The sequence below is a fragment of the Schumannella sp. 10F1B-5-1 genome (assembly GCF_006517535.1).
Lineage (GTDB): Bacteria > Actinomycetota > Actinomycetes > Actinomycetales > Microbacteriaceae > Schumannella.
In genome coordinates, this window is record NZ_VHQH01000001.1 from 251,962 (window position 1) to 273,774 (window position 21,813).

Genomic DNA, 21,813 nt, shown 5'->3' on the forward strand with positions numbered 1-21,813 from the left:
GCCGCAGCTCCCCGCCGCATCGACCGCGTCGCACCCGCGACTCCCTCAGCTCCGCACCATCCCCACCCCGATCCCCCTTCGAGAGGACCTGCACCATGCCCCGATTCCGCCGACTCCTCCCCGCGATCGGAGCGGCCGCGGCCGTTGCCGTCGCGCTCGCCGGCTGCGGCACGACCGAGAGCACCGGCTCGGCGAGCGGCTCCGGCTCGCTCACCGTCACCGACTCGCGCGGCGAGAAGGTGAAGCTCGACGGCCCCGCCACGCGCGTGATCGGCACCGAGTGGAACGTCGTCGAGATGATGGTCTCGCTCGGCGTGCAGCCGGTCGGCGTGGCCGACATCGACGGCTACGACACCTGGGTGAAGAGCGCCGAGCTCACCGGCGACCCGACCGACATCGGCACCCGCGGCGAGCCGAGCATGGACTCGATCGCCGCCGCCGATCCCGACGTCGTGATCGCGACCGACGACCTGTCGGCCTCGGCGATCAAGCAGATCGAGAAGCTCGTGCCCGTCGTCGTCGTGAAGTCTGCCGACGCGTCGAGCCCCGAGACGCAGATCCGGAACATGAAGGATGCGGTGAACCTGATCGCCGAGACCACCGGCACCGAAGACGCGGCGACCACGCTGCTGTCGGCCTTCGACGACAAGGTCGCCGAGGGCAAGGCCGCGGTCGAGGCCGCGGGCCTCGCCGGCACGCCGCTCGCCTTCGCCGACGGCTGGACGACCGACGGCCAGACCAGCGTGCGTCCCTTCCTCGGCGGCTCGCTGCTCGGCTCGCTCAACGAGGCGGTCGGCTTCACGACCCCGTGGACCGTCGAGGGCGACGAGGCCTACGGCCTCGGCTCGACCGACGTCGAGGGCCTGACCTCGCTGCCGGCCGACACGAAGTTCGTCTACATCACGGGCGAGGGCCAGGATGCTTTCGGCGCCGACCTGAAGGGCAACGCCGTCTGGGAGTCGCTCGGCTTCGTGCAGGCCGGCGAGGTGCACCGTCTGGCCGACGGCATCTGGATGTTCGGCGGCCCGGCTTCGGCCGAGGCCTACATCGACGCCCTCGTGAAGGCCGTCGGCGCGTGACCCTCGCGAGCACGACGAGCGCCGCGGCCCCGGGGGCGACCCCGGGAGCCGGGCCGTCGCCCGATCTCGCGCCGACAGGCGGGAGCCGCCGGCTCCCCCTGTTCTTCGCGCTGGGTCTCGTGCTGCTCGTCGTGCTCGCCCTCGCCGACCTGACGCAGGGCACCGCCTCGGTCGGCCCGGCCGAGCTGTGGGCCGTCATCACCGGCGAGACCCGCGGCGCCGGCTCGGGCGGCGTGGATGCGGCGGCCGTGCTGCTCGCGTCCCGCCTGCCCCGGCTGGTCGCCGCCCTGATCGTCGGCGTCGCGCTCGGCCTGGCCGGCTGCGCGCTGCAGTCGATCTCACGCAACCCGCTCGCTGCGCCCGACACCCTGGCCGTGAACGCGGGCGCGCAGCTCGCGGTGACGGTCACCGCCGTCTCGGGCATCGCGCTGCCGGTGCTGCCCTCGGGCGCGCTCGCCTTCGCCGGCGGGCTCATCGCCGCCGTGGTGGTGCTGGGACTCGCGGGCGGCGGCTCGCCGCTGCGGCTCGTGCTGGCCGGCTCGGCCGTGGGCCTCGGCCTGAGCGCCGCATCCACGGCCCTCATGCTGCTGTTCTCGGTCGAGTCGCGCGGGCTGTTCGCGTGGACGCACGGGCACCTCACCCAGACCCGCATCGACGGCCTGGCCCAGATGGCGCCGGTGCTGATCGTGGTGGCGATCGCGCTGCTGGCGATGTCGCGCAAGCTCGACCTGCTCGGCCTCGGCGACGACGGCGCGGCGACGGTCGGGGCCGATCCGCGTCGCATCCGGGTCACGGGCGTCGTGCTGGCCGTCGCGCTGAGCGCGATCGCCGTCGCGGTCGCGGGCCCGGTCGGCTTCGTCGGACTCGCGGCACCCGCCATCGCGCGCATGTCGGCCCGGCGCATCCCAGGCCTCGCCCGGCACCGCGCGCTGCTGCCCGCTTCGGCGCTGCTCGGCATGATCGTCGTCGTCGGCGCCGACGTCGTGGTGCGGCTCGTGCTCGGCGCGCAAGCCGGCATCGAGGTTCCGACCGGCGTCGTCACGACGATCTTCGGCGCGATCTTCGTGGTCGCCCTCGCGCTGCGGCTGCGCGGCACCGGACTCGTCGCGGCCGGGGATGCGCTGGCCCGCCGCCGATCGGTCGGCGTGCGCGTCGCCGTGGTCGTCACCCTGCTCGCGTTGCTCGTCGCCGCCGTGATCGCGGGCAGCCTGCTCGGCGACGCGAAGCTGCTGCTCGGCGACGTGACCAACTGGATCCTCGGGCAGGCCGGGCCGCGCGTGCAGTTCGTGCTCGACACCCGCATGCCGCGCGTCGGGGCCGCCCTGCTGGCGGGTGCCGCGCTCGCGCTGGCCGGCGCCATCATCCAGGCGGTCACCCGCAACGCCCTCGCCGAGCCCTCGCTGCTCGGCGTCTCCGGCGGCGGCGGCCTGGCTGCGGTGCTCGTCATCACCGCCGTGCCGCTGGCCGACCCGTGGCTCATCACGCTCGCCGCCGCGGCCGGGTCGATCGCGGTCGCCACGCTCGTGTTCCTGCTCGCCCTGCGCGGCGGGCTGCGGCAGGACCGCCTGGTGATGATCGGCATCGGCGTCTCGTCAGCGGTGCTGGCGCTCATCCAGGTCGTGCTCGTGCTGACCGACCCCTACAATCAGGTCAAGGCGCTCACCTGGCTGTCGGGCTCCACCTACGCCCGCGAGGCGGTGTCGCTGCTGCCGCTCGCTCTGCTGCTGCTCGTCGCGATCCCCGTGCTCGCCGCGCAGCGTCGCGAGCTCGACCTCGTCGCGCTCGACGACGACGCGCCGCGCACGCTCGGCCTGCGCCTGGGCGGAACCCGCCTGCTGCTGCTCGGCGTCGCCGTGCTGCTGACCGCGGGCGCCGTCGCCTCGATCGGCGTGATCGGCTTCGTGGGACTCATCGCGCCGCACGCCGCCCGCGCGCTCGTCGGCTCGCGGCACTCGCGCATGCTGCCCGTCGCCGCGCTGCTCGGCGCGCTCATCGTGCTCGTCGCCGACACGATCGGCCGCACCGTCATCGCCCCCGAGCAGCTGCCCGCCGGCATCATGACCGCCGTCGTGGGCACGCCGTACTTCCTCTACCTGCTCGTCGCGACGCGGAAGGCGCGCTGAGCGGCACCGAGTCGGGCGGCGTCGTCGGGTGCGGGCGGATGCGGGCGGGAGCGCCCGGGTGCGGCATCGGCTCGGCGACCCCGGCACTGCGTAGGGTGTGCGCGTGGACAACCTCGACTACGGGATCATCGACCTCCTGCGTCAGAACGCCCGCGCCGGCTACGGCGACATCGGGCAGAAGGTCGGGCTGTCCGCCTCGGCCGTGAAGCGCCGCGTCGATCGGCTGGTCACCGACGGGGTCATCCAGTCGTTCACGATCCAGGTCGACCCCGCCGTCGACGGGCTCGGCACCGAGGCCTACGTCGAGCTGTTCTGCAGGGGCACCGTCGCGCCGGCGGAGCTGCGCCGCATCCTCTCGGCTGTGCCCGAGATCGTGGATGCCGCCACCGTCAGCGGCGACGCGGACGCGATCGTGCGCATCCGCTCGCGCGACATCGCCTCGCTCGAAGACGCGCTCGAGAAGGTGCGCATCGCCCCGACCGTCGACCACACGCGCTCGGCCATCGTCATGTCGCGCCTGGTCCACCGCGAGGTGGACTAGAAGGCACATCACCGCGAGGTGGACTCGGGATCTCGTCCCCCGGGGGCATTGGCGCCACTCGCAGAGCAGTGAGGGGTCGCAAAAGCCCCTTCGGGAGCCGATTTTCGACGCACGAAGGGGCCTTTGCGACCCCTCACCCATCCCACCGACCGCACGGTCAGGACGGGCGAGAGGGGCGGGAGCCGGGATGCGCGGCTCAGGCGGCGGCGCGCTGCCCGGTGCGTGACGCGAGGAAGCGGCCATGCTCGGCGGCCTTCACCTCAGCGCGGTCGGCCAGGTCCTTGGCCAGGTCGGTGAACTGGTCGAGCGCCGGGTTGACGCCGACGAGGGTGAACTCGCGCTGCACGACCTGCAGGTCGAGGCCCCAGACGTCGCCGAGCACGCGCTCGATCCAGCCGGTCGAGTGATCCCAGCCCTCGCGCGGCGTGCCGGGGCTGTAGTTGCCGCCGAGCACGGTCGCGACGACCGCGGGCTTGCCCTTCAGGTGCTCGGTGCCGGGTCCCATGCGCGGGTCGGCGATGACCAGGTCGACCCAGGTCTTGAAGTGCTGCGAGGGGCCGAAGTTGTAGAGCGGCACGGCGAACAGCAGGGCGTCGGCGGCCTCGAGCTCGTCGACCAGCGTGGCGGCGAGGGCCTGCGCATCCACCTGCTGCGGGGTGCGCTGCTCGGGCGCGACCCAGCCGGCGGTGACGGCGTCGCCCCAGGCGGTGGCGGGGATCGGGTCGATGCCGATGTGGCGGGTGGTGACCGCCGCGTCCGGGTGCTCGCGGCGCCACTCCGCCTCGACGATGTCGCCGAGCGCGCGGCTCGCCGAGCCCTCGGTGCGGATGCTGGCGTCCAGCCGGAACAGGGACATGGGATCTCCTCGATCTCTGGGTGGGACGGATCGAACGGCGCCCAGCGCGGCTCGCTTCGTTTCGCGTTGTCGCTTCGGAAAAACTAGCGACTCGCGGAACCATAGCGCGGGTACACTTCAGGTGTGGAAGCCCCAGCTCAGCCGCAGGCCGGTGAGGAGGAGGACGTGCGTCGCTGCGACGCCGCCCTCGTCACCGCCTTCGGCGTGCTCGGCAAGCGCTGGAACGGCATGATCCTGGCCGTGATCGGCCAGCGCTCCCTCGGCTTCGCCGAGCTGCGCCGCGGCATCGGCGCGATCAGCGACTCGATGCTCAGCGAGCGCCTCGGCGACCTGACCGCGCTCGGCCTCGTCGCCCGGGATGTCGACCCCGGCCCGCCGGTCGCCGTCACCTACCGCCTGACCCCGGCCGGCTGCAGCGTCATCCCGGTGCTCGATCAGCTCGGCGACTGGGCCCGCGACCACCTCGACGTGCAGCACTGACGACGGCGCCGGCCACCTGAGGCCGAGCCGCGCGGGCCGACCGGACGCATCCGGAACCACCCGCCTGCCCGCTTGCGCCCGCCTGCGCCCGATCGCGAGGGGCACAGATCGCGGACAGACCGCTGAGTCCTCCCCAGGGCTGGGGATTCAGATCGTCGGACGATCCGGGTGAGGGTTATCCCGGAGGGGCCGAACGAGGGGACTCGACCGATGGACGCTTCCAGCCCGAGCGCACGTCGTGACCAGCACGACACCCGCACCGCGGCGATCCGGGGGGATCACGCGGAGCACCGCACCACCAGCACCATGAACGACAGCACCAGCACCAGCACCGCCGGCGGCGAGCCCGCCGACGCGCGCACCGACACCAGCGTGTTCGACGGCGCGCTCACCGAGGCCGATCTCGCGTTCCTCGCGGGCGCCGAGATCGGCGCTGCCGTCGCAGGCACGCGCCGCGCATCCACGACCGCGACGCTCGACGACGCCCTGCGCGACGAGACGCTGCACGACGCCGGCACCTCCGCCGTCGACGTCGTCGCGCTCGACTTCGTGCCGCCCGCGCCGCCGCTGCGCTACGGCCACCTGGTCTGGTCGATCCTGGTGGCGTCGCTGCTGTGGTGCCTCAACTACATCCACGCGTTCTCGGTGGGATGCACGCCCGACGTGCTGGGCTGCGCCTCGGCCCCGTCGAACGGCCTGCTCGACAACCCGACGATCGCCACGGTCGTCGCCTGCGCGATCGGCGCCGGCGTGATCGGGCTCGCCCCGTGGACGCCGCGCCGCGGTCTGCGGGCCGGCGTCGCGGTGTTCCTCGGCATCCTCATGCTCGTCGGGGCGTTCGGCGCCCTCTCGATCGTCTCGTAGGCGTCGCGCCCGCCCCGCCGACCGCTCCGGCCGACCCGGTCAGGCCGCGACCGTCGCGTGCTCGCGCAGGGCGTCGGCGGCGCGGTCGAAGACCTCGTCGGGCGCGCCGAGCGCATCCAGCTCGACGACCAAGCCGCGATAGTGCTCGATCAGAGCGTCCTCATGGGCAGCCCAGGTCGCGAGCCGCGCCCGCACGGTCTCGGACGTATCGTCGACGCGGCCGCGGGCGAGCAGTCGCTCGGTCACGACCTCGCTCGGGATGCGGAACCGCAGCACCGCGTCGAGCGGAGCCGCCCGGCGCCCCAGGAAGGCGTCGAGCGCATCCGCCTGCACCCGGGTGCGCGGATAGCCGTCGAGCACGAACCCCGACAGGGATGCGCGCAGCGCGCCCGTCACGAGCGGCGTCGTCAGCTCGTCGCTCACGAGCTCGCCCCGCGCCATGACCTCGCCGAGCCGGGCGCCGAGCGCCGAGCCCGACGCGGCCTCGGTGCGCAGCAGGTCGCCGACGGCGACGTGCGGAACCCCGAGCAGCCGCGCCAGGCGCGGGCCCTGCGTGCCCTTGCCCGAGCCGGGGGCGCCGAGCAGCAGCACGCGCATCACGCCGCCGCCTCGCTGCCCACGAGCTGACGTCCGGCGTCGGACTCGGAGCCCGCGGCGGCGGCACTCGCCCCGCCTCGCGCTCCGCGCACCTGCCGCGCCTCGGGCTCGACCAGGAACTGCGTGTAGGCCGGGATCGTCAGGAACGTCGGGAACTCCTCCTCGAGCGTCACCTCGCGCACGACCTGCGCCGCCTCGTCCCAGCGCGAGCCCTCCGCGGCACCGCTCTGGTGCGACGCCAGCGCCGCATCCAGCAGTCCGCTGACGTGCTCCCGCGTGATGCGGGTGCCCTCGGCCGTGACGATGCCCTGCCGCACCCACTGCCACAGCTGCGAGCGGCTGATCTCGGCCGTCGCCGCGTCCTCCATGAGCCCGTCGATCGCCGCGGCGCCGACGCCGCGCAGCCACGACTCGAGATAGCGCAGCGCGATCGACACGTTCGCGGCCACGCCCGCGTCGGTCACGGGCTCGCTGAGCGAGCGCACGTCGGTGAGCTCGGCGGCGGTGACGGTGACGTCCGAGCGCTGCCGGTCGAGCTGGTTCGGGCGGTCCCCGAGCACGGCGTCGAACTCCGCCTGTGCCGTGGCCACGAGGTCGGGATGCGCGACCCACGTGCCGTCGAAGCCGTCGCCGGCCTCGCGGCTCTTGTCGGCCGCGACCGCCGCGAGCGCGCGCGCCGTCGCCTCGGCATCCCGTCGGTTCGGGATGAACGCGCTCATGCCGCCGATCGCGTGCGCCCCGCGCCGGTGGCAGGTGGCGACGAGCAGCTCGGTGTAGGCGCGCATGAACGGCACCGTCATCGTGACCTTCGAGCGGTCGGGCAGCGTGAACGTCGCCCCGCGGCCGCGGAAGTTCTTGATGATCGAGAAGATGTAGTCCCAGCGGCCGGCGTTGAGCCCGGCGCAGTGGTCGCGCAGCTCGTAGAGGATCTCCTCCATCTCGAACGCGGCCGTGATCGTCTCGATCAGCACCGTCGCGCGGATCGTGCCGTGCTCGATGCCGAGCTCGCCCTCGGCCAGGGTGAACACGTCATCCCACAGCCGCGCCTCGAGGTGGTTCTCGGTCTTCGCCAGGTAGAAGTACGGCCCGCGACCCCGCGCGATCAACTCGGCGGCGTTGTGGAAGAAGTAGAGCCCGAAGTCGACGAGCGAGCCGGATGCGGGCGACGCCTGCCCGGTGCGGTCGATGTAGCGCAGGTGCTTCTCGGCCAGGTGCCAGCCGCGCGGACGCATCACGATCGTGGGCGTCTCGTCGTCGGGGCGCAGCGCATAGCTCTTGCCCTCCGGCGAGGTGAAGTCGATCTGGCGGCGGATCGCGTCGCGCAGGCTGAGCTGGCCGTTGATCACGTTGAACCAGGTGGGGCTCGTGGCGTCCTCCTGGTCGGCGAGCCAGACCTTCGCGCCCGAGTTGAGCGCGTTGATCGTCATCTTGCGGTCGGTGGGTCCGGTGATCTCGACGCGGCGGTCGTGCAGCCGCGGGCCGGCTCCGGCGACGCGCCAGGTCGGATCCTCGCGGATCGCGCGCGTCGACTCGAGGAACCGCAGATCGCGGCCGTTGTCGATGTCGCTGCGGGTGCGCATCCGCTCGGCCAGGCGCTCGTGGCGTCGACCGGCGAAGGCGTCGTGCAGCAGGGTCAGGAAGGCCAGGGCCTCCGGGGTCAGGATCTCGTCGAAGCGCTCGTGCTGCGGCCCGAGCACCTCCATGCGCGAGGTGGTCATGATCGTCTCCTTCGGATAAATGGATGCGCGGCCGTTGGGCTCACCGGCGTGCTGGCGTCAGCGGCGTGCTGCGGTCAGCGGCTCAGTGGAACTGCGCGGTCTCGGTGGAGCCGACGAGGGCGAGGGTGGCCGAGTCGGGGTTGAGGGCGGTGGAGACGCGGTCGAAGTAGCCGGTGCCCACCTCCCGCTGGTGCTTGGTCGCGGTGTAGCCGCGAGCCTCGGCGGCGAACTCGGCCTCCTGCAGCTCCACGTAGGCGCTCATCTGGCGGTCGCGGTAGCCGGAGGCGAGCTCGAACATCCCGTGGTTGAGGGAGTGGAAGCCGGCCAGGGTGATGAACTGGAAGGCGTAGCCCATCGCCGACAGCTCGCGCTGGAACTTCGCGATGGTGTCGTCGTCGAGGTGGCGCTTCCAGTTGAAGCTGGGCGAGCAGTTGTAGGCGAGCTTCTTGCCGGGGAATTCGGCGTGGATGCTCTCGGCGAAGGTGCGCGCGAGCTCGAGGTCGGGCTCGGCCGACTCGACCCAGAGCAGGTCGGCGTAGGGCGCGTAGGCGTGGCCGCGGGCGAGCACCGGGCCGATGCCGTTCTCGACCTCGTAGAAGCCCTCGGCGGTGCGGGTTCCGGTGAGGAACGGGCGGTCGCGTTCGTCGTGGTCGCTCGTCAGCAGCGTGGCGGCGAGCGAGTCGGTGCGGGCGATCACGATCGTCGGGGTGCCGGCGACGTCGGCCGCCAGGCGGGCCGCGTTGAGGGTGCGGATGTGCTGGCTGGTCGGCACGAGCACCTTGCCGCCCATGTGCCCGCACTTCTTCTCGCTGGCGAGCTGGTCCTCCCAGTGCACGCCCGCCGCGCCGGCCTCGATCATCTGGTGCATGAGCTCGTAGGCGTTGAGCGGGCCGCCGAAGCCGGCCTCGGCGTCGGCGACGATGGGCGCCATCCAGTCACGGGTCGCATCCGGGCCGGTTCCGCCCTGCTCGACCTGGGCCGCGCGCAGCAGCGCGTTGTTGATGCGGCGCACGACGGCCGGAACCGAGTTCGCCGGATAGAGGCTCTGGTCGGGGTAGGTCTGGCCGCTCAGGTTGGCGTCGGCGGCGACCTGCCAGCCCGAGAGGTAGATGGCCTTGAGCCCGGCGCGCACCTGCTGCACGGCCTGGTTGCCGGTGAGGGCGCCGAGGGCGGAGGTCCACTCCGAGCCGGTTCGTCCAGAAGAATCAGTGGTGCCGTTGGCCTGGATCTGCTCCCACAGCTTCTCGGCGCCGCGCTGGGCGAGCGTGCGCTGCTCGCGCACCGGGCCGCGCAGCTCGATGACGTCCTCGGCGGAGTAGTCGCGCTGGATTCCGCTCCAGCGCGCATCCGTCTTCCAGTGCGTCTCGAGCTCGGCCGCGGTCTGGGTCTGGTCGCCCGGGCGGATGCTGTTCTCGGTCATCGTCGTCTCCTTGCTGCCCGGCGTCGGCGCCGGGTGGGCTGTGCTGCGGCACCGGTGTGGTGCTGAGACGACTCTGCGACCCGCGCAACCGGTCTTCGCCGCATCCACCGCCAGAAAAAGGATGCGATTTCTGATTGCGAGAAGAACCGCGCGGTGGCAGGGTCGCGGCATGACCTCGACGACGAGTTCAGGCCTCGACGATGAAGAGGTGCTCGACTCACTGACGATCGGACGCCGCATCCGCGACACGCGCCTCGCGCGCGGCATGACGCTGGAGCAGCTGGCGGCGGCCATCGACCGCGCGCCCTCGCAGCTCTCGGTCATCGAGAACGGCAAGCGCGAGCTGCGCCTGGCCGAGCTGCAGCGGCTGGCCCGCGCGCTCGGCTCGTCACTGGATGCGCTGCTCAGCCCCGAGCCGCCGACCCGCCGTGCCGCCCTCGAGATCGCGCTCGAGCGGGCGCAGCGCGGACCGCTCTTCGGGTCGCTCGGCCTCGCGCCGCTGCCGATCCGCAAGTCGCTGAGCGACGGAGCGATCGAGACGATCCTCGGCCTGCACGACGAGCTGCAGCGCGTGCACGAGCAGCGCGCCGCAACGCCCGAGGAGGCGCGGCGGGCGAACGCCGAGCTGCGCGCCGAGCAGCGCAAGCTCGGCAATCACTTCCCCGAGCTCGAGGCGCGCGCGGCCGAGCTGCTGTCGGCGGTCGGTCACGCCGGCGGGCCGCTGTCGCAGCGCACGGCCGGCGAGCTGGCATCCCACCTCGGCTTCACCCTGCACCACGTCGCCGACCTGCCGGCCTCGACCCGCAGCGTCACCGACCTCGAGAACCACCGCATCTACCTCGGCACCCGGCCGAGCGCCGACCCGCGCACGACGCTGCTGCAGGCGCTCGCCGCGCACGTGCTCGGCAAGCCCGAGCCGCGCGACTACGCCGAGCTGCTGCGGCAGCGGGTCGAGACGAACTACCTCGCCGGCGCGCTGCTCATCCCCGAGGCGAGCGCGGTGCCGTTGCTGACCGCGGCGAAGGAGGCCCGCTCGCTCTCGGTGGAGGACCTGCGCGACGCCTTCGCCACCAGCTACGAGACGGCCGCGCACCGCTTCACGAACCTGGCGACGCGGCACCTCGGCATCCCCGTGCACTTCCTCAAGGTGCATTCCTCGGGCGCGATCTCGAAGGCCTACGAGAACGACGGCGCCGCGTTCCCGACGGATGCGCTCGGCGCGATCGAGGGCCAGTACGTGTGCCGGTTCTGGAGCGCGCGGCAGGTGTTCGACGTCGAGGACCGCTTCAGCCCGTACCACCAGTACACCGACAAGCCGAACGGCACCTACTGGTGCACGTCGAGCATCCAGTCGGGGTCGGGCGGGGCGTTCTCGGTGAGCGTCGGCACGCCCTTCGCGCACGTGAAGTGGTTCCGCGGGCGCGACACCACGGTGCGCAAGAGCAGTGGATGCCCCGACCCCTCGTGCTGCCGTCAGCCGCCCGCCGCGCTCGCCGCGCGCTGGGCGTCGAAGGCGTGGCCGAGCGCGCGGCTCAACAGCTCGCTGCTCGCGGCGATGCCGACCGGCACGTTCACGGGCGTCGACACGACCGAGGTCTACGGATTCCTGGAGGCGCACTCGCCGGAGTGAGGAGCTCGTGAGCCTGTGCTCGCCCGGCGAACTCGTGAGTTGCCCACTTCCGCGGCTTGTCGCGCTCGGGGTGCCGCAGAAGTGGGCAACTCACTGATCTGGCCTGGAGACACGGATGCCCGCGGAGCACTGGGACGTGCGCTCCGCGGGCCGTTCGACGTGTGTCGGAAGGTGTTCCGGAGCGCTCGGGCCGCCTCGGCTTCCATGCACAAGTATGCGTTGTCCGCATTATGGAGGACACGACCCCCTTCGGGGGACGGAACGCGGGGGTGCGGGATGCGGATCCGGTGGTGTGGATGCGTTACCGCGACGGATCCGGTTGTGTTGCCACAATCGCTTGTCAAGTCAGTTTTGTCTCATTACATTGATACAGACAACGGACAATGCGCGCGTCCACCCCGGAGTCGCCTCGACTCACCCCGACTCACCCCGATTCGAACAGGAGCAACGACCATGATCTGGTTCCTCGCCGCCCTGGCCGCCGCCGCCGGGCTCGCGCTCATCTTCTTCCCCGCATCCGCCCGCGGACGAGCCCGCGGAGCCGACCGCTTCGCCCGCATCGTGGGCCTCGCGATCCCGCCGCAGCTCACCGGCGCGGTCGAGGCGAGCCTCGCCCGCCGCAGCCGGGTGATCGGCGTCGGCCTCGTCGTCGGCGCGGTCGTCGCGCTGCCCGTCGCCCTGCTCACGCCGTCGGGCGACGACGGCGAGGGCCTGCTCACCGGGCGGCTCTGGCCGGCGATCGGCGTCTTCGTGCTCGTCGTGGGCGTCGTGAGCGGCCTCGGCAGCCTGCTGCGCCGGCGTCCCCCGATCGACGGCGTGCGCTACGCCCGCACCACCGAGGTGCGCCTCGACGACTACGTCGCCCCGTTCGAGCTCGGCTTCGTGCGCGTCGTCGCCGCCCTGGGCGCGGTCGGCGCCCTCGCGGCCGGCATCCGCGTCGCGCTGCAGCCCGAACTGCTCGGCCCGAGCATCCCGTTCCTCGCCGCCGGCGTCGTCGCCGCGATCGCCCTCGTCGCCTTCGAGGTCGTCGGCCGGCGGATCGTCGCCGCGCCCCAGCCCTCGGGATCGCCCGCCGAGCTCGCCTGGAACGACGCGCTGCGCATGGCCGACCTGCGCGACCTCACGATCGCGCCGTCGATGATGGGCGCCTTCGCCCTGCTCGGCGCCGCGGTGCCGTTCGTGACCGGCGGCCGCGCCGACGGCCCGAACCCGATCGGCGCGGCCATCATGGCCGGGCTCTTCCTGGCCGTGATCGTCGCGCTCGTCATCTGCATGGCGGTCATGTACTCGAAGGGCAGCCCGCAGACGCACTTCCTGCGCCGCCTGTGGCCGGCCGTCGCGGTCGAGGCCGGGCGGGCCGCACCGCAGCGGGTGGATGCGCGCACCACCGCATCCGGAACCCCCTCGACCGACGGGAGCGTGCGCTGATGCTCGGCATCGACCCGAAGTCGCCCGTGCCGCCGTTCGAGCAGCTGCGTCAGCGGCTGATGCAGCAGATCACCTCGGGCGAGCTCACCGCCGGGTCACGACTGCCGACCGTGCGACGTCTCGCCGAAGACCTCGGCATCGCGCCCAACACGGTCGCGCGCTGCTACCGCGAGCTCGAGGCGAGCGGCGCGATCGAGACCCGCGGACGCAACGGCACCGTCGTCGCCTGGTCGGCCGACAGCGCCGACCGCGAGATCGAGCAGGCCGCCCGCGGCTTCGCCGACCGGGTGCGCGCGCTCGGCGGCGACCCGACCCGTGCGCTCGAGCTGGCGCGCGCGGCCCTCGCCGGCGCCTGACGCCGCGCTCTCCTGCGAAAACCGGGGGTCAAAGCGGCAGGGCGACCATCGCGGGGTCGGGCGTGCCGAAGCGGTGCGCCGTGATCGAGACGGCCTGCTCGAGCAGGAAGGGCAACAGCTCGAGACGGCCCGCGGTCGTCACGGGGCCCGACCAGATCGCCACGTCGGGCGATCCGCCGGCCGCGGCCGCGAGGGCGGCACCCGCCGAGGCTCCGGTGCCGGTGGGGGCGATCAGGCGGATGCGCATCCCCCGCGCCGTCGGGGCCTCGGCGTTCAGGCGCGCGGCGAAGGCGGCGTCCGTCTCGGTCACGACCTGGTCGACCCGCAGCATCGGGAACTCGCCCGCGATCAGCGGGCGGAGTCCGCTCGGCAGCGGTGCCGCCGAGCTCAGCACGAGCCGCGACCGGGCCCGGGCGCCGGCCGCGATCACGCGCACGGCCTCGGCGAGCGAGCCGCCCTCGGCGAGGCGGATGACGACGGGCGTCGGGCGGTAGCGCAGCACGTTGCGCTCGACGCCGAGACGGGCCGAGTCGCGGGCTCCGCCGAACTCGGCATCCCAGGCGGCCTGGTCGCTCAGCGCGGACCGGCGCACGAACGCGAAGCTGTCGTAGTCGAGCGCCGGCTGCGCGCCCTCGATCACGGCGCGCACGCGCTCGTCGAGGCCCGCGAGCGAGAGCGAGTCGTCGACGCCGGCGCCGCGCGCCGCCGTCGGCGCGGGCACGGGCTCGCCGATCGGGGTCGCCAGCTGCTCTCCGCGCGCGGGCGTGGGCACAGCGGTCTCGTCGGCGGCCTCGTCGCCCACCCGCTGCGCGGGCGCGCCCGCCGCGGCGATCCGGCCCTCGACGATCATCGTCATCGCGCCCTTCTCGCGGCGACCCGCCGTCGCCTCCGCCGAGTCGGCGGCACCGGCGCCAGCGGCCGCATCCGCTCCCGCACCGGCGCCCGCCGCATCCACGCCCGCGGCACCGCCATCGGCGACCCACGAACCGAGCCCGAGCAGCATGTTCGGCCCGCCCGCCTTCGCGCCCGTGCCGACGCGCGAGCGCTTCCAGCCGCCGAAGGGCTGGCGCCGCACGACCGCGCCGGTGATGCCGCGGTTGACGTAGAGGTTGCCGGCCTGCACCTCGTCGAGCCACTGCTCGACCTCGCGCGCATCGAGCGAGTGGATGCCGGCGGTCAGTCCGTAGTCGGTCGCGTTCTGCCAGGCGATCGCCTCGTCGAGCGACGGCGCGGCCATGAGGCCGAGCACGGGCCCGAAGTACTCGGTGGTGTGGAACTCGCTCCCGGGCTGCACGCCCTTCCGCACGCCGGGCGACCAGAGTCGGCCGTCCTCGTCGAGGCGGCGAGGCTCGACCAGCCAGGTCTCCCCCGGCGCGAGCGTCGTGAGGGCGCGCTCGAGCTTGCCCGAGACGGGCTCGATCACGGGGCCGACCGCGGTCGACGCGTCGGTGCCGGGGCCGACGACGAGGCTGCGCACCGCATCCTCGAGCTGGCGCAGGAAGCGCGGCGACGTCGCGACCGAGCCGACCAGGATGCCGAGCGACGCGGCCGAGCACTTCTGCCCGGCGTGCCCGAAGGCGCTCTTGACGAGGTCGTTGACGGCGAGGTCGAGGTCGGCCGACGGCGTGACGACGATCGCGTTCTTGCCGCTCGTCTCGGCGACGATCGGCAGCGCGGGTCGCCACGAGCGGAACAGCTCGGCCGTCTCGATCGAGCCGGTCAGGATGACGCGGTCGATCTCGGGCGCGGCCACGAGCGAGCGGCCGAAGCGCTCCTCGTCGAGGTCGACGAGCGCGACCAGATCGCGCGGAACGCCGGCCTCCCACAGCGCCTCGGCGAGCACGGCGCCGCAGCGGCGGGCCTGCGGGGCGGGCTTGAAGACCACGGCGCTGCCCGCGGCGAGCGGCGCCAGCACCGAGCCGCACGGGATCGCGACCGGGAAGTTCCACGGCGGCGCGGCCAGCGTGACCGTGTCGGGCACGTGCCGGGCACCGTCGATCGAGTCGAGCTCGCGGGCGCGGGCCGCGTACCAGCGGGCGAAGTCGATCGCCTCGCTCACCTCGACGTCAGCCTCGGCGATCGTCTTGCCGGTCTCGCTGACCATGACCTCGACCAGGCGCCCGCGCATCGCGACGAGCACCTCGCCGATGCGGTCGAGCTGCGCGGCGCGGTCGGCGACGGGCACGCGGCCCCAGGCGCGGCCGGCGGCTCGGGATGCGGCGAGCAGCTCCTCGAGCTGCTGCGAGCCGGTCACGGCGGCCGCCGCGATGGTGTCGACCCCCAGCCGCGACTCGCGTGCGCGGCTCAGCACGGCCCGGCCCCAGGCGCGGTTCGCGGCGAGCGCCGGGTCGGTATCGGGCTCGTTCACGAAGGCGGAGGGCGTGGTCGGGATGATCGGATGCTGGCGGTCCTGTGTCCTCGCCGGCTCGGGCACCGCATCCACGGTGCGATGCAGTGCGGCGAGCGCCGAGCGGAACCGCTCCTCCTCGACCGCGAACGCGTCCTCCGAGTCGGCCAGGTCGAACACCGACGACATGAAGTTCTCGGGCGAGGCGTTCTCCTCGAGCCGGCGCACCAGGTAGCTGATGGCCGAGTCGAACTGGGCGGGGTCGACGACCGGCGTGTAGAGCAGCAGATCGCCGACGTCGGCGCGCACGGCCTGCGCCTGGGCCGTGGCCATGCCGAGCAGCATCTCGAAGTCCACGCGGTCAGCCACACCCCGACGCGACGCCAGCAGGTGCGCGAACGCGACGTCGAAGAGGTTGTGCCCCGCGATGCCGAGCTTCACGGCGGCCGTGCGCTCGGGCGTCATCGCCCAGGTGAGCATGCGCTTGTAGTGCGTGTCGGTGTGCTGCTTCGAGCCCCAGGTCGCGAGCGGCCAGCCGTGCAGGCGCGCATCCACGTGCTCCATGGCCAGGTTCGCGCCCTTGACGACGCGCACCTTGATCGGGGCGCCGCCATCGGCGACACGGGCCCGCGCCCAGGCGCTCAGCTGCTGCAGCGCCGCGAGCGAGTCTGGCAGGTAGGCCTGCAGCACGATGCCGGCCTCGTAGTGCTTCATGCCGGGCTGCTCGAGCAGCCGGGTGAACACCGCGATCGTCAGGTCGAGGTCGCGGTACTCCTCCATGTCGAGGTTGATGAACTTCGGGGATGCGCTGCGCACCGCCGCGCCGTAGAGCGGCGTGAGCCGGTGCACCACCCGGTCGACGGTCTCGTCGAAGCCCCACATCGACAGCTGGCTGGCGACCGCCGACACCTTGACCGACACGTAGTCGACGTCGTCGCGGCCGAGGAGGTCGATCGTGCCGGTGAGCCGCGCATCCGCCTCGGTCTCGCCGAGCACGGCCTCGCCGAGCAGGTTGATGTTGAGGCGGGTGCCGTCGGTGCGCAGCTGCCCGATGACCTTGTCGAGCGACTTCGGCGTCGCGTCGATCACGAGGTGGCTGACCATGCCGCGCAGCACGCGGCGGGCGATCGGGATGATCGGCCACGGCAGCACGGGGGCGAACGCCCCGCCGATCGAGATCGCGGCGCGCAGATGCCAGGGCAGGAACGCCGGGATGCCGTGCGACAGCGTCTCGAGCTCGCGCCCCGCGACGCGCAGGTCTTCGGGCCGCACGACGCGGTCGACGAAGCCGAGCGTGAAGTCGAGCCCCTGCGGATCCTTCAGCAGACCGGCGAGGCGGGCGGCGTGGGCGTCGGACCGGCGATCGGTCGCGACCTCGCGGCTCGCGTCGAGCCAGCGGTGCACCAGGTCGACGACCTCGTCGGCGGACGGCAGAGTCGGGTTCGCCGGATCAGGGGCGACTCCCTGGGGGGCGGGACTCGACATGGGTTTCAGCGTATCTCCGCCGCCTGCGTGGGGCCCGGAACCGGGCACCGCCGCCTCGCCGGCGTACGCGCCGCCCGCATCCGCGTCGCTTGCGACCGCCTCGCTCACCGCCCGAGGTCGAGCTTCTTATGCGCCGTCTCGGGCAGGAAGACGTAGACCACGAGCGAGATCACAGCCAGACCCGCGACGTACCAGCCGAAGGCGCTGTCGAGACCCGCCTGCTGGAACGCCGTGCCGATCGCCGGCGCCGTGCCGCCGAACAGCGCCACCGCGACCGAGTAGGGGAAGCCGACGCCCGCGGCGCGCACCCGCGCCGGGAACAGCTCGGCGTTGACGGCCGCGCTGATCGCGGTGAAGCCCGAGAGCACGACCATGCCGATCAGCACGACCACGAGCATCCCGCCGAAGCTCGGCCCGCTGCGCAGGAACGCCAGCGCGGGCACGATGCCGATCGCCAGGATCGCGGCGAAGCCGATCAGCAGCGGCTTGCGGCCGACTTTGTCGCTCAGGATGCCGGCCACCGGCTGCAGCGCGGCGAACACGAACAGCCCGATCGTCGATACGGCGAGCGCCTGGCCCGCATCCACGCCGCCGTTCTGCTCGGCGTAGGTCGGCAGGTAGGTGGTCCAGGTGTAGTAGCCGATGGTTCCGGCGATCGTGATGCCGACGATGAGCAGCGACTGCTTCGGGAAGCGCACGAGCGCCTCGAACAGGCGCGGGCGGCGGCTCGCAGCACCCTGCTCGTCGGCCGACGCGACCGCCGCCGTCTCGAAGGCGCCGCGACGGATCAGCAGGCCGACGAGGCTCAGCACCGCGCCGAAGATGAACGGGATGCGCCATCCGCCGTCGTTCATGCCGCCCTCGCCGAGCGTGGCGACGAGCACCGCAGCCAGGCCCGAGGCGATCAGCTGGCCGATCGTGGTCGACACGTACTGGAACGACGAGAACAGCCCGCGGCGCCCGATCGGCGCCGACTCGACCAGGAAGGTCGTGTTGGCCGCGAACTCGCCGCCGATCGACAGGCCCGAGATCACGCGGCCGATGATCAGCACGATCGGCGCCAGGATGCCGGCCTGCTCGAACGAGGGCGTCAGCCCGACGATCAGACTGCCGAGTCCGATCAGCAGGATCGTCACGGTGAGCGTGTTGCGGCGGCCCACGCGGTCGGCGATCGCGCCGATCACGAGCCCGCCGATCGGGCGCAGCAGGAACGACGCCGCGAACACGATGAAGCTGCCCAGCAGCTTCGCGACCGGGTCGTCGCCCGGGAAGATCTGGTCGGAGAAGAACACCGCCAGGAACGAGTAGGTGTACCAGTCGTACCACTCGACCGCGTTGCCGACGCTGGCCGCGATCACCTGCCGAGGGCCGTGCCGCTGGGCGTCGGTGGGCGCCGCTGCCGCGGCGGAGTCGGGGGCGGAGTGGTCCGTGTTCTGCTCGGTCACTCGCTCGACGCTATTCCCGCGCATCCACCGCCCGCCGGCTCACTCGGCTGGCCCTCAGGTCGGCGAGACGGACCGGAAACGCGGCTGGGGCGGGATGCGGCGCTCAGTCGAGCGGACGCAGCAGGCGGTCGAGGAACGCCCGCGTGCGCGGCTGCCTCGGGGCGCGCAGCAGCTCGCCCGGCGCCCCGCGCTCGACGATCACCCCGCCGTCGAGGAACAGCACCTCGTCGGCCACCTCGCGCGCGAAGCCGAGCTCGTGGGTGACGACGACCATGGTCCAGCCCTCGTCGGCGAGCTCCTTCATGATCGCCAGCACGTCGCCCACGATCTCCGGATCGAGCGCACTCGTCGGCTCGTCGAACAGCAGCAGCCGCGGCCGCAGCGCGAGCGCGCGCACGATGCCCACGCGCTGCTGCTGGCCGCCCGAGAGCTCGAAGGGATACGCATCCCGCTTCTCGGCCAGGCCCACCCGGGCGAGCAGCGCCTCCGCCTCGGCGACGACCTCGTCGCGCGGGCGGCCCTGCACGACGGTCGGACCCTCGATCACGTTCTGCAGCACCGTCTTGTGCGGGAACAGGTTGTAGTGCTGGAAGACCATGCCCGAGGCATCCCGCAGCGTCTCGCGTTGCACCTGCCGCTCGCGCTTCGAGACAGGGGCGCCGAAGTCGATGCGCGCCGGGGCGGCCCCGGCGACGCCGGCCAGCTCGACGACGCCCGCATCCGCGACCTCGAGCGCGTTCAGCGAGCGCAGCACCGTCGTCTTGCCCGAGCCCGACGGCCCGATGAGCACGAGCACGCGGCCGCGCGGCAGGGTCAGGTCGATGCCCTTCAGCACCTCGAGGTCGCCGAAGCTCTTGCGCAGGCCGGTGACGGTCAGCAGGGGCCCGGATGCGTCAGGCGTGAGCGACATAGCGGTCCAGCCTCTTCTCGATGCGGCCCTGCGCGGTCGACAGCACGAGGCAGATGATCCAGTAGATCGCGGCCGCCTCGATGTAGATCAGCAGGAACTCGTTGCTGAAGGCGGCGATGCGCTGCGCCTCGCGGAACAGCTCGGTCACCAGGATCGTCGCCGCCAGCGAGGTGTCCTTGATCAGGCTGATGAAGGTGTTCGACAGCGGCGGCACCGACACCCGCGCGGCCTGCGGCAGGATGATGCGGCGCAGGGTCGTGACCCGCGACATCCCGACCGTGTAGCCGGCCTCCCACTGCCCCGCCGGCACCGACAGGATCGCCGCGCGGATCACCTCGGCCGCATAGCCGCCGACGTTGATCGACAGGGCGATGATCGCGCTCGGCCACGGCGGCAGCACCACGCCGATCGACGGCAGCCCGAAGAACACGACGAACAGCTGCACCAGCATCGGCGTGCCGCGCACGACCGAGATCACGAAGCGCGCCGCGAGCGACAGCGGCACGATGCTCGACATGCGCGCCAGCGCGAGCAGCAGCGCCAGCACCAGGCCGACCGCGAACGACGCCAGCGACAGCGGGATCGTGCCGAGCAGCGCACCGCCCCAGAGCGGGCCGAGGGAGCTGATGACCAGATCCCAGTCCATGGATGCTCCCTTCGGGTCGGCGGGCGGTGCGGATGCGGAGGTGGTGCGGGCGGGTCAGCCGATCCAGCCGGGTCAGCCGGAGATGTCCTCGCCGAAGTACTTCTCGCCCAGCTTGGCCAGCGTGCCGTCGGCCTTCAACTCCGCGAGAGCCGTGTCGATCGCCTCGGTGAGGGTGTCGCTGCCCTGGCGCAGCGCGACCGCGCTCTTCGACACGTCGTCGGTGTCGGCGGCGATCTTCAGTCCGTCGGTCTCGCCGTTCTTCTTCGCATCGAGGAAGGTCAGCTTGTCGTTGACCGTCGCATCCACGCGCTGCTGCTTCAGCAGCTCGATGGCCTGGGCCCAGCCCTCGACCTGCTCGACGTTCGCGCCGGCCTTCTGCGCGACCTCGTACCAGTTGCTCGTGAGCGACTGCGCCGTGGTCTTGCCCTTCAGGTCAGCAAGGCTCGTGATGTCGCTGTCGTCGCGCACGATCACGGCGCCGGGCGACACCGAGTAGGGGGTGCTGAACTCGTACTTCTTCTCGCGCTCGGCGTTGATCGACACCTGGTTCGCGATCACGTCGAAGCGGCCCGCGTCGAGGCCCGCGAAGATCGCATCCCACTGCGTCTCCTGGAACTTCACCTTCACGCCCAGCTTCTGCGCCACGGCCGTGATGACCTCGACGTCGTAGCCGGTCAGGTCGCCCGAGCCGTCGGCGTGGTAGCTGAAGGGACGATAGGTGCCCTCGGTCGCGACGACCAGCTCACCCGCATCCTGAACCTGGGCGAGGCTGCGGCCCGCCTTCGGCTCGGCGCTCGGGTCGCCGGCCGAGCTCGAGCCGGTGCCCGAGGTCGAGCACCCCGCGAGCAGCAGGGCGGCGGCCGCCGTGGCGGCGACGAGGACGTGACGGACGCGGATGCGGGTGCGCATGGGACTGCTTTCCGGTGATGACGGGGTGGAGCGGTGAGGTGCGCCGCGGTGTGCGGTGCGCGCGACGCGCCTGATGGCGCGTGCTGCGGCCGGGATGCTGTGGCCGACCTCGGGAGGGTAACCGGCGCGCCTGCCCGGGCATTCCCCGCATGACGCCGCGTGAAGGGGTCGGATGACGGCGGGCGGATGACGGCGGGCGGGTGACGGCGGGCGGGTGACGGCGGGCGGGTGACGCAATTCAGCACGGATCGTCCGCCGCGACCCACGCGGGTCACGCTCGGTGTTCCGTGCTGAATTGCGTCAGCGCAGCGGGCCGATCAGGCCCAGGTGCTCGGCGCCGGGCGGCGGTTCGACGGCAGGGCCGTGTCGTCGGCCCAGCGGATCGCCCACTCCGGTGCGGGGCGACCCGACACATCCACGTTCAGAACCGCGCCGAGTTCGTCCATGCTCACCGTGCCGCCGACGCGCTTGATGAAGCGGGCCCGCACGACCGCCTGCGCGCAGATCTCGCCGCCGACCACGAAGCGCTGCTCGCAGTAGACGCTGCGGTCGTCGAAGCCGATGAGCTTCGTCTCGAGGTCGAAGCGCTGCCAGGGCTGCAGCGAGCGGCGGTAGGTGATCGTCTGCGCGCCGACGACCGGGAAGATGCCCGCCTTCATCAGCGCCGGCCAGACGCCCGAGCGCAGGTTCAGGTCGTAGCGGCCGAGGTCCATGATCGTCAGGTACACGCCGTTGTTCATGTGCCCGAGCTGATCGAGGTCGCGGGGCCAGACGCGCATCCGGATGCGCCCCACATCGAACGGGGTCAGCCGCGAGCGGCGCTTCATCGTGAGCCGCAGACGCAGCAGTCGGAACCACAGATTCACGTCGGCGACGGTATCCCCGCCACCACGGATCGGCCAGATCGCTGTGGGATGCCTCCAAGGCTTGCGTCGCTCAGGGCGCGCCGCGCTTGGCGGTCATCGCACGTCATGTGGCG

The 21,813-nt window shown here is 72.6% G+C and carries 18 protein-coding genes; 8 read left to right on the forward strand and 10 right to left on the reverse strand.

Annotated elements, in window-relative coordinates; translation table 11 throughout:
- Positions 1 to 95: 95 nt before the first annotated feature.
- From FJ658_RS01230 to FJ658_RS01240, 3 genes are all read left to right on the forward strand, one after another.
- Positions 96 to 1,079, forward strand: coding sequence for an iron-siderophore ABC transporter substrate-binding protein (locus tag FJ658_RS01230; RefSeq protein ID WP_141143555.1), 984 nt, complete (start codon positions 96 to 98; stop codon positions 1,077 to 1,079).
- Positions 1,076 to 3,202, forward strand: a complete 2,127-nt coding sequence (locus FJ658_RS01235) for an iron ABC transporter permease (RefSeq protein WP_141143556.1) — start codon at positions 1,076 to 1,078, stop codon at positions 3,200 to 3,202. Before FJ658_RS01230 ends, FJ658_RS01235 begins: the two co-directional genes overlap by 4 nt.
- A 103-nt stretch (positions 3,203 to 3,305) precedes the next feature.
- Positions 3,306 to 3,743, forward strand: a complete 438-nt coding sequence (locus FJ658_RS01240) for an Lrp/AsnC family transcriptional regulator (protein ID WP_141143557.1) — start codon at positions 3,306 to 3,308, stop codon at positions 3,741 to 3,743.
- A 196-nt stretch (positions 3,744 to 3,939) separates the two neighbouring features.
- Here FJ658_RS01240 and FJ658_RS01245 read toward each other — a convergent pair whose 3' ends face one another.
- Positions 3,940 to 4,599, reverse strand: coding sequence for an FMN-dependent NADH-azoreductase (locus FJ658_RS01245; RefSeq protein WP_141143558.1), 660 nt, complete (start codon positions 4,597 to 4,599; stop codon positions 3,940 to 3,942).
- 123 nt (positions 4,600 to 4,722) lie between these two features.
- Here FJ658_RS01245 and FJ658_RS01250 point away from each other — a divergent pair, with 123 nt between their 5' ends.
- Both FJ658_RS01250 and FJ658_RS01255 read left to right on the forward strand, forming a co-directional pair.
- A complete protein-coding gene (locus FJ658_RS01250; protein WP_255447484.1) occupies positions 4,723 to 5,079 on the forward strand; it encodes a helix-turn-helix domain-containing protein in 357 nt (118 codons plus the stop codon).
- 210 nt (positions 5,080 to 5,289) lie between these two features.
- Positions 5,290 to 5,943 carry a hypothetical protein gene (locus FJ658_RS01255; RefSeq protein WP_141143559.1) on the forward strand — a complete coding sequence of 218 codons (654 nt, stop codon included), beginning with the start codon at positions 5,290 to 5,292 and terminating at the stop codon, positions 5,941 to 5,943.
- Positions 5,944 to 5,982: 39 nt separating this feature from the next.
- Here the strand turns inward: FJ658_RS01255 and FJ658_RS01260 are convergent, their stop codons facing one another.
- The 3 genes from FJ658_RS01260 to aceA all read right to left on the reverse strand — a co-directional run bounded on the left by FJ658_RS01260 (position 5,983) and on the right by aceA (position 9,678).
- Positions 5,983 to 6,540, reverse strand: a complete 558-nt coding sequence (locus tag FJ658_RS01260) for a nucleoside monophosphate kinase (RefSeq protein WP_255447501.1) — start codon at positions 6,538 to 6,540, stop codon at positions 5,983 to 5,985.
- On the reverse strand, positions 6,540 to 8,258 hold the full coding sequence (aceB, locus tag FJ658_RS01265; RefSeq protein ID WP_219995681.1) for a malate synthase A: 1,719 nt from the start codon (positions 8,256 to 8,258) through the stop codon (positions 6,540 to 6,542). The genes FJ658_RS01260 and aceB overlap by 1 nt, the downstream gene beginning before the upstream one ends.
- Before the next feature lie 82 nt (positions 8,259 to 8,340).
- Positions 8,341 to 9,678, reverse strand: a complete 1,338-nt coding sequence (gene aceA / locus FJ658_RS01270; RefSeq protein ID WP_141143561.1) for an isocitrate lyase — start codon at positions 9,676 to 9,678, stop codon at positions 8,341 to 8,343.
- Positions 9,679 to 9,847: 169 nt separating this feature from the next.
- Here aceA and FJ658_RS01275 point away from each other — a divergent pair, with 169 nt between their 5' ends.
- The 3 genes from FJ658_RS01275 to FJ658_RS01285 all read left to right on the forward strand — a co-directional run bounded on the left by FJ658_RS01275 (position 9,848) and on the right by FJ658_RS01285 (position 13,092).
- Positions 9,848 to 11,308, forward strand: a complete 1,461-nt coding sequence (locus tag FJ658_RS01275) for a helix-turn-helix transcriptional regulator (protein ID WP_255447485.1) — start codon at positions 9,848 to 9,850, stop codon at positions 11,306 to 11,308.
- Between the two features lie 453 nt (positions 11,309 to 11,761).
- Positions 11,762 to 12,736, forward strand: a complete 975-nt coding sequence (locus tag FJ658_RS01280) for a hypothetical protein (protein WP_141143563.1) — start codon at positions 11,762 to 11,764, stop codon at positions 12,734 to 12,736.
- Complete coding sequence (locus tag FJ658_RS01285) at positions 12,736 to 13,092, forward strand: GntR family transcriptional regulator (protein WP_141143564.1); 357 nt, start codon at positions 12,736 to 12,738, stop codon at positions 13,090 to 13,092. Before FJ658_RS01280 ends, FJ658_RS01285 begins: the two co-directional genes overlap by 1 nt.
- Positions 13,093 to 13,120: 28 nt before the next feature.
- Here FJ658_RS01285 and FJ658_RS01290 read toward each other — a convergent pair whose 3' ends face one another.
- The 6 genes from FJ658_RS01290 to FJ658_RS01315 all read right to left on the reverse strand — a co-directional run bounded on the left by FJ658_RS01290 (position 13,121) and on the right by FJ658_RS01315 (position 21,700).
- Positions 13,121 to 16,924, reverse strand: a complete 3,804-nt coding sequence (locus FJ658_RS01290; RefSeq protein WP_141143565.1) for a bifunctional proline dehydrogenase/L-glutamate gamma-semialdehyde dehydrogenase — start codon at positions 16,922 to 16,924, stop codon at positions 13,121 to 13,123.
- A gap of 104 nt (positions 16,925 to 17,028) precedes the next feature.
- A complete protein-coding gene (locus FJ658_RS01295; RefSeq protein WP_255447486.1) occupies positions 17,029 to 18,369 on the reverse strand; it encodes an MFS transporter in 1,341 nt (446 codons plus the stop codon).
- A gap of 103 nt (positions 18,370 to 18,472) precedes the next feature.
- Complete coding sequence (locus tag FJ658_RS01300; RefSeq protein WP_141143567.1) at positions 18,473 to 19,279, reverse strand: amino acid ABC transporter ATP-binding protein; 807 nt, start codon at positions 19,277 to 19,279, stop codon at positions 18,473 to 18,475.
- On the reverse strand, positions 19,263 to 19,925 hold the full coding sequence (locus FJ658_RS01305) for an amino acid ABC transporter permease (RefSeq protein ID WP_141143568.1): 663 nt from the start codon (positions 19,923 to 19,925) through the stop codon (positions 19,263 to 19,265). Before FJ658_RS01305 ends, FJ658_RS01300 begins: the two co-directional genes overlap by 17 nt.
- Positions 19,926 to 19,997: 72 nt before the next feature.
- The gene (locus FJ658_RS01310) at positions 19,998 to 20,834 is read right to left on the reverse strand and encodes an amino acid ABC transporter substrate-binding protein (RefSeq protein ID WP_141143569.1); all 837 of its coding nucleotides are present in this window, start codon (positions 20,832 to 20,834) and stop codon (positions 19,998 to 20,000) included.
- Between the two features lie 317 nt (positions 20,835 to 21,151).
- A complete protein-coding gene (locus tag FJ658_RS01315) occupies positions 21,152 to 21,700 on the reverse strand; it encodes an acyl-CoA thioesterase (protein WP_255447487.1) in 549 nt (182 codons plus the stop codon).
- Positions 21,701 to 21,813: the final 113 nt, after the last annotated feature.

Bases quoted from the DNA above. Each gene is read 5' to 3' on its own strand.
- FJ658_RS01275 (WP_255447485.1), top strand. From the start codon at position 9,848: ATGACCTCGACGACGAGTTCAGGCCTCGACGATGAAGAGGTGCTCGAC.
- FJ658_RS01230 (WP_141143555.1), top strand. From the start codon at position 96: ATGCCCCGATTCCGCCGACTCCTCCCCGCGATCGGAGCGGCCGCGGCC.
- FJ658_RS01245 (WP_141143558.1), bottom strand. From the start codon at position 4,599: ATGTCCCTGTTCCGGCTGGACGCCAGCATCCGCACCGAGGGCTCGGCG.
- FJ658_RS01285 (WP_141143564.1), top strand. From the start codon at position 12,736: ATGCTCGGCATCGACCCGAAGTCGCCCGTGCCGCCGTTCGAGCAGCTG.
- FJ658_RS01305 (WP_141143568.1), bottom strand. From the start codon at position 19,925: ATGGACTGGGATCTGGTCATCAGCTCCCTCGGCCCGCTCTGGGGCGGT.
- FJ658_RS01310 (WP_141143569.1), bottom strand. From the start codon at position 20,834: ATGCGCACCCGCATCCGCGTCCGTCACGTCCTCGTCGCCGCCACGGCG.
- FJ658_RS01255 (WP_141143559.1), top strand. From the start codon at position 5,290: ATGGACGCTTCCAGCCCGAGCGCACGTCGTGACCAGCACGACACCCGC.
- FJ658_RS01280 (WP_141143563.1), top strand. From the start codon at position 11,762: ATGATCTGGTTCCTCGCCGCCCTGGCCGCCGCCGCCGGGCTCGCGCTC.
- FJ658_RS01290 (WP_141143565.1), bottom strand. From the start codon at position 16,924: ATGTCGAGTCCCGCCCCCCAGGGAGTCGCCCCTGATCCGGCGAACCCG.
- aceA (WP_141143561.1), bottom strand. From the start codon at position 9,678: ATGACCGAGAACAGCATCCGCCCGGGCGACCAGACCCAGACCGCGGCC.
- FJ658_RS01260 (WP_255447501.1), bottom strand. From the start codon at position 6,540: ATGCGCGTGCTGCTGCTCGGCGCCCCCGGCTCGGGCAAGGGCACGCAG.
- FJ658_RS01300 (WP_141143567.1), bottom strand. From the start codon at position 19,279: ATGTCGCTCACGCCTGACGCATCCGGGCCCCTGCTGACCGTCACCGGC.
- aceB (WP_219995681.1), bottom strand. From the start codon at position 8,258: ATGACCACCTCGCGCATGGAGGTGCTCGGGCCGCAGCACGAGCGCTTC.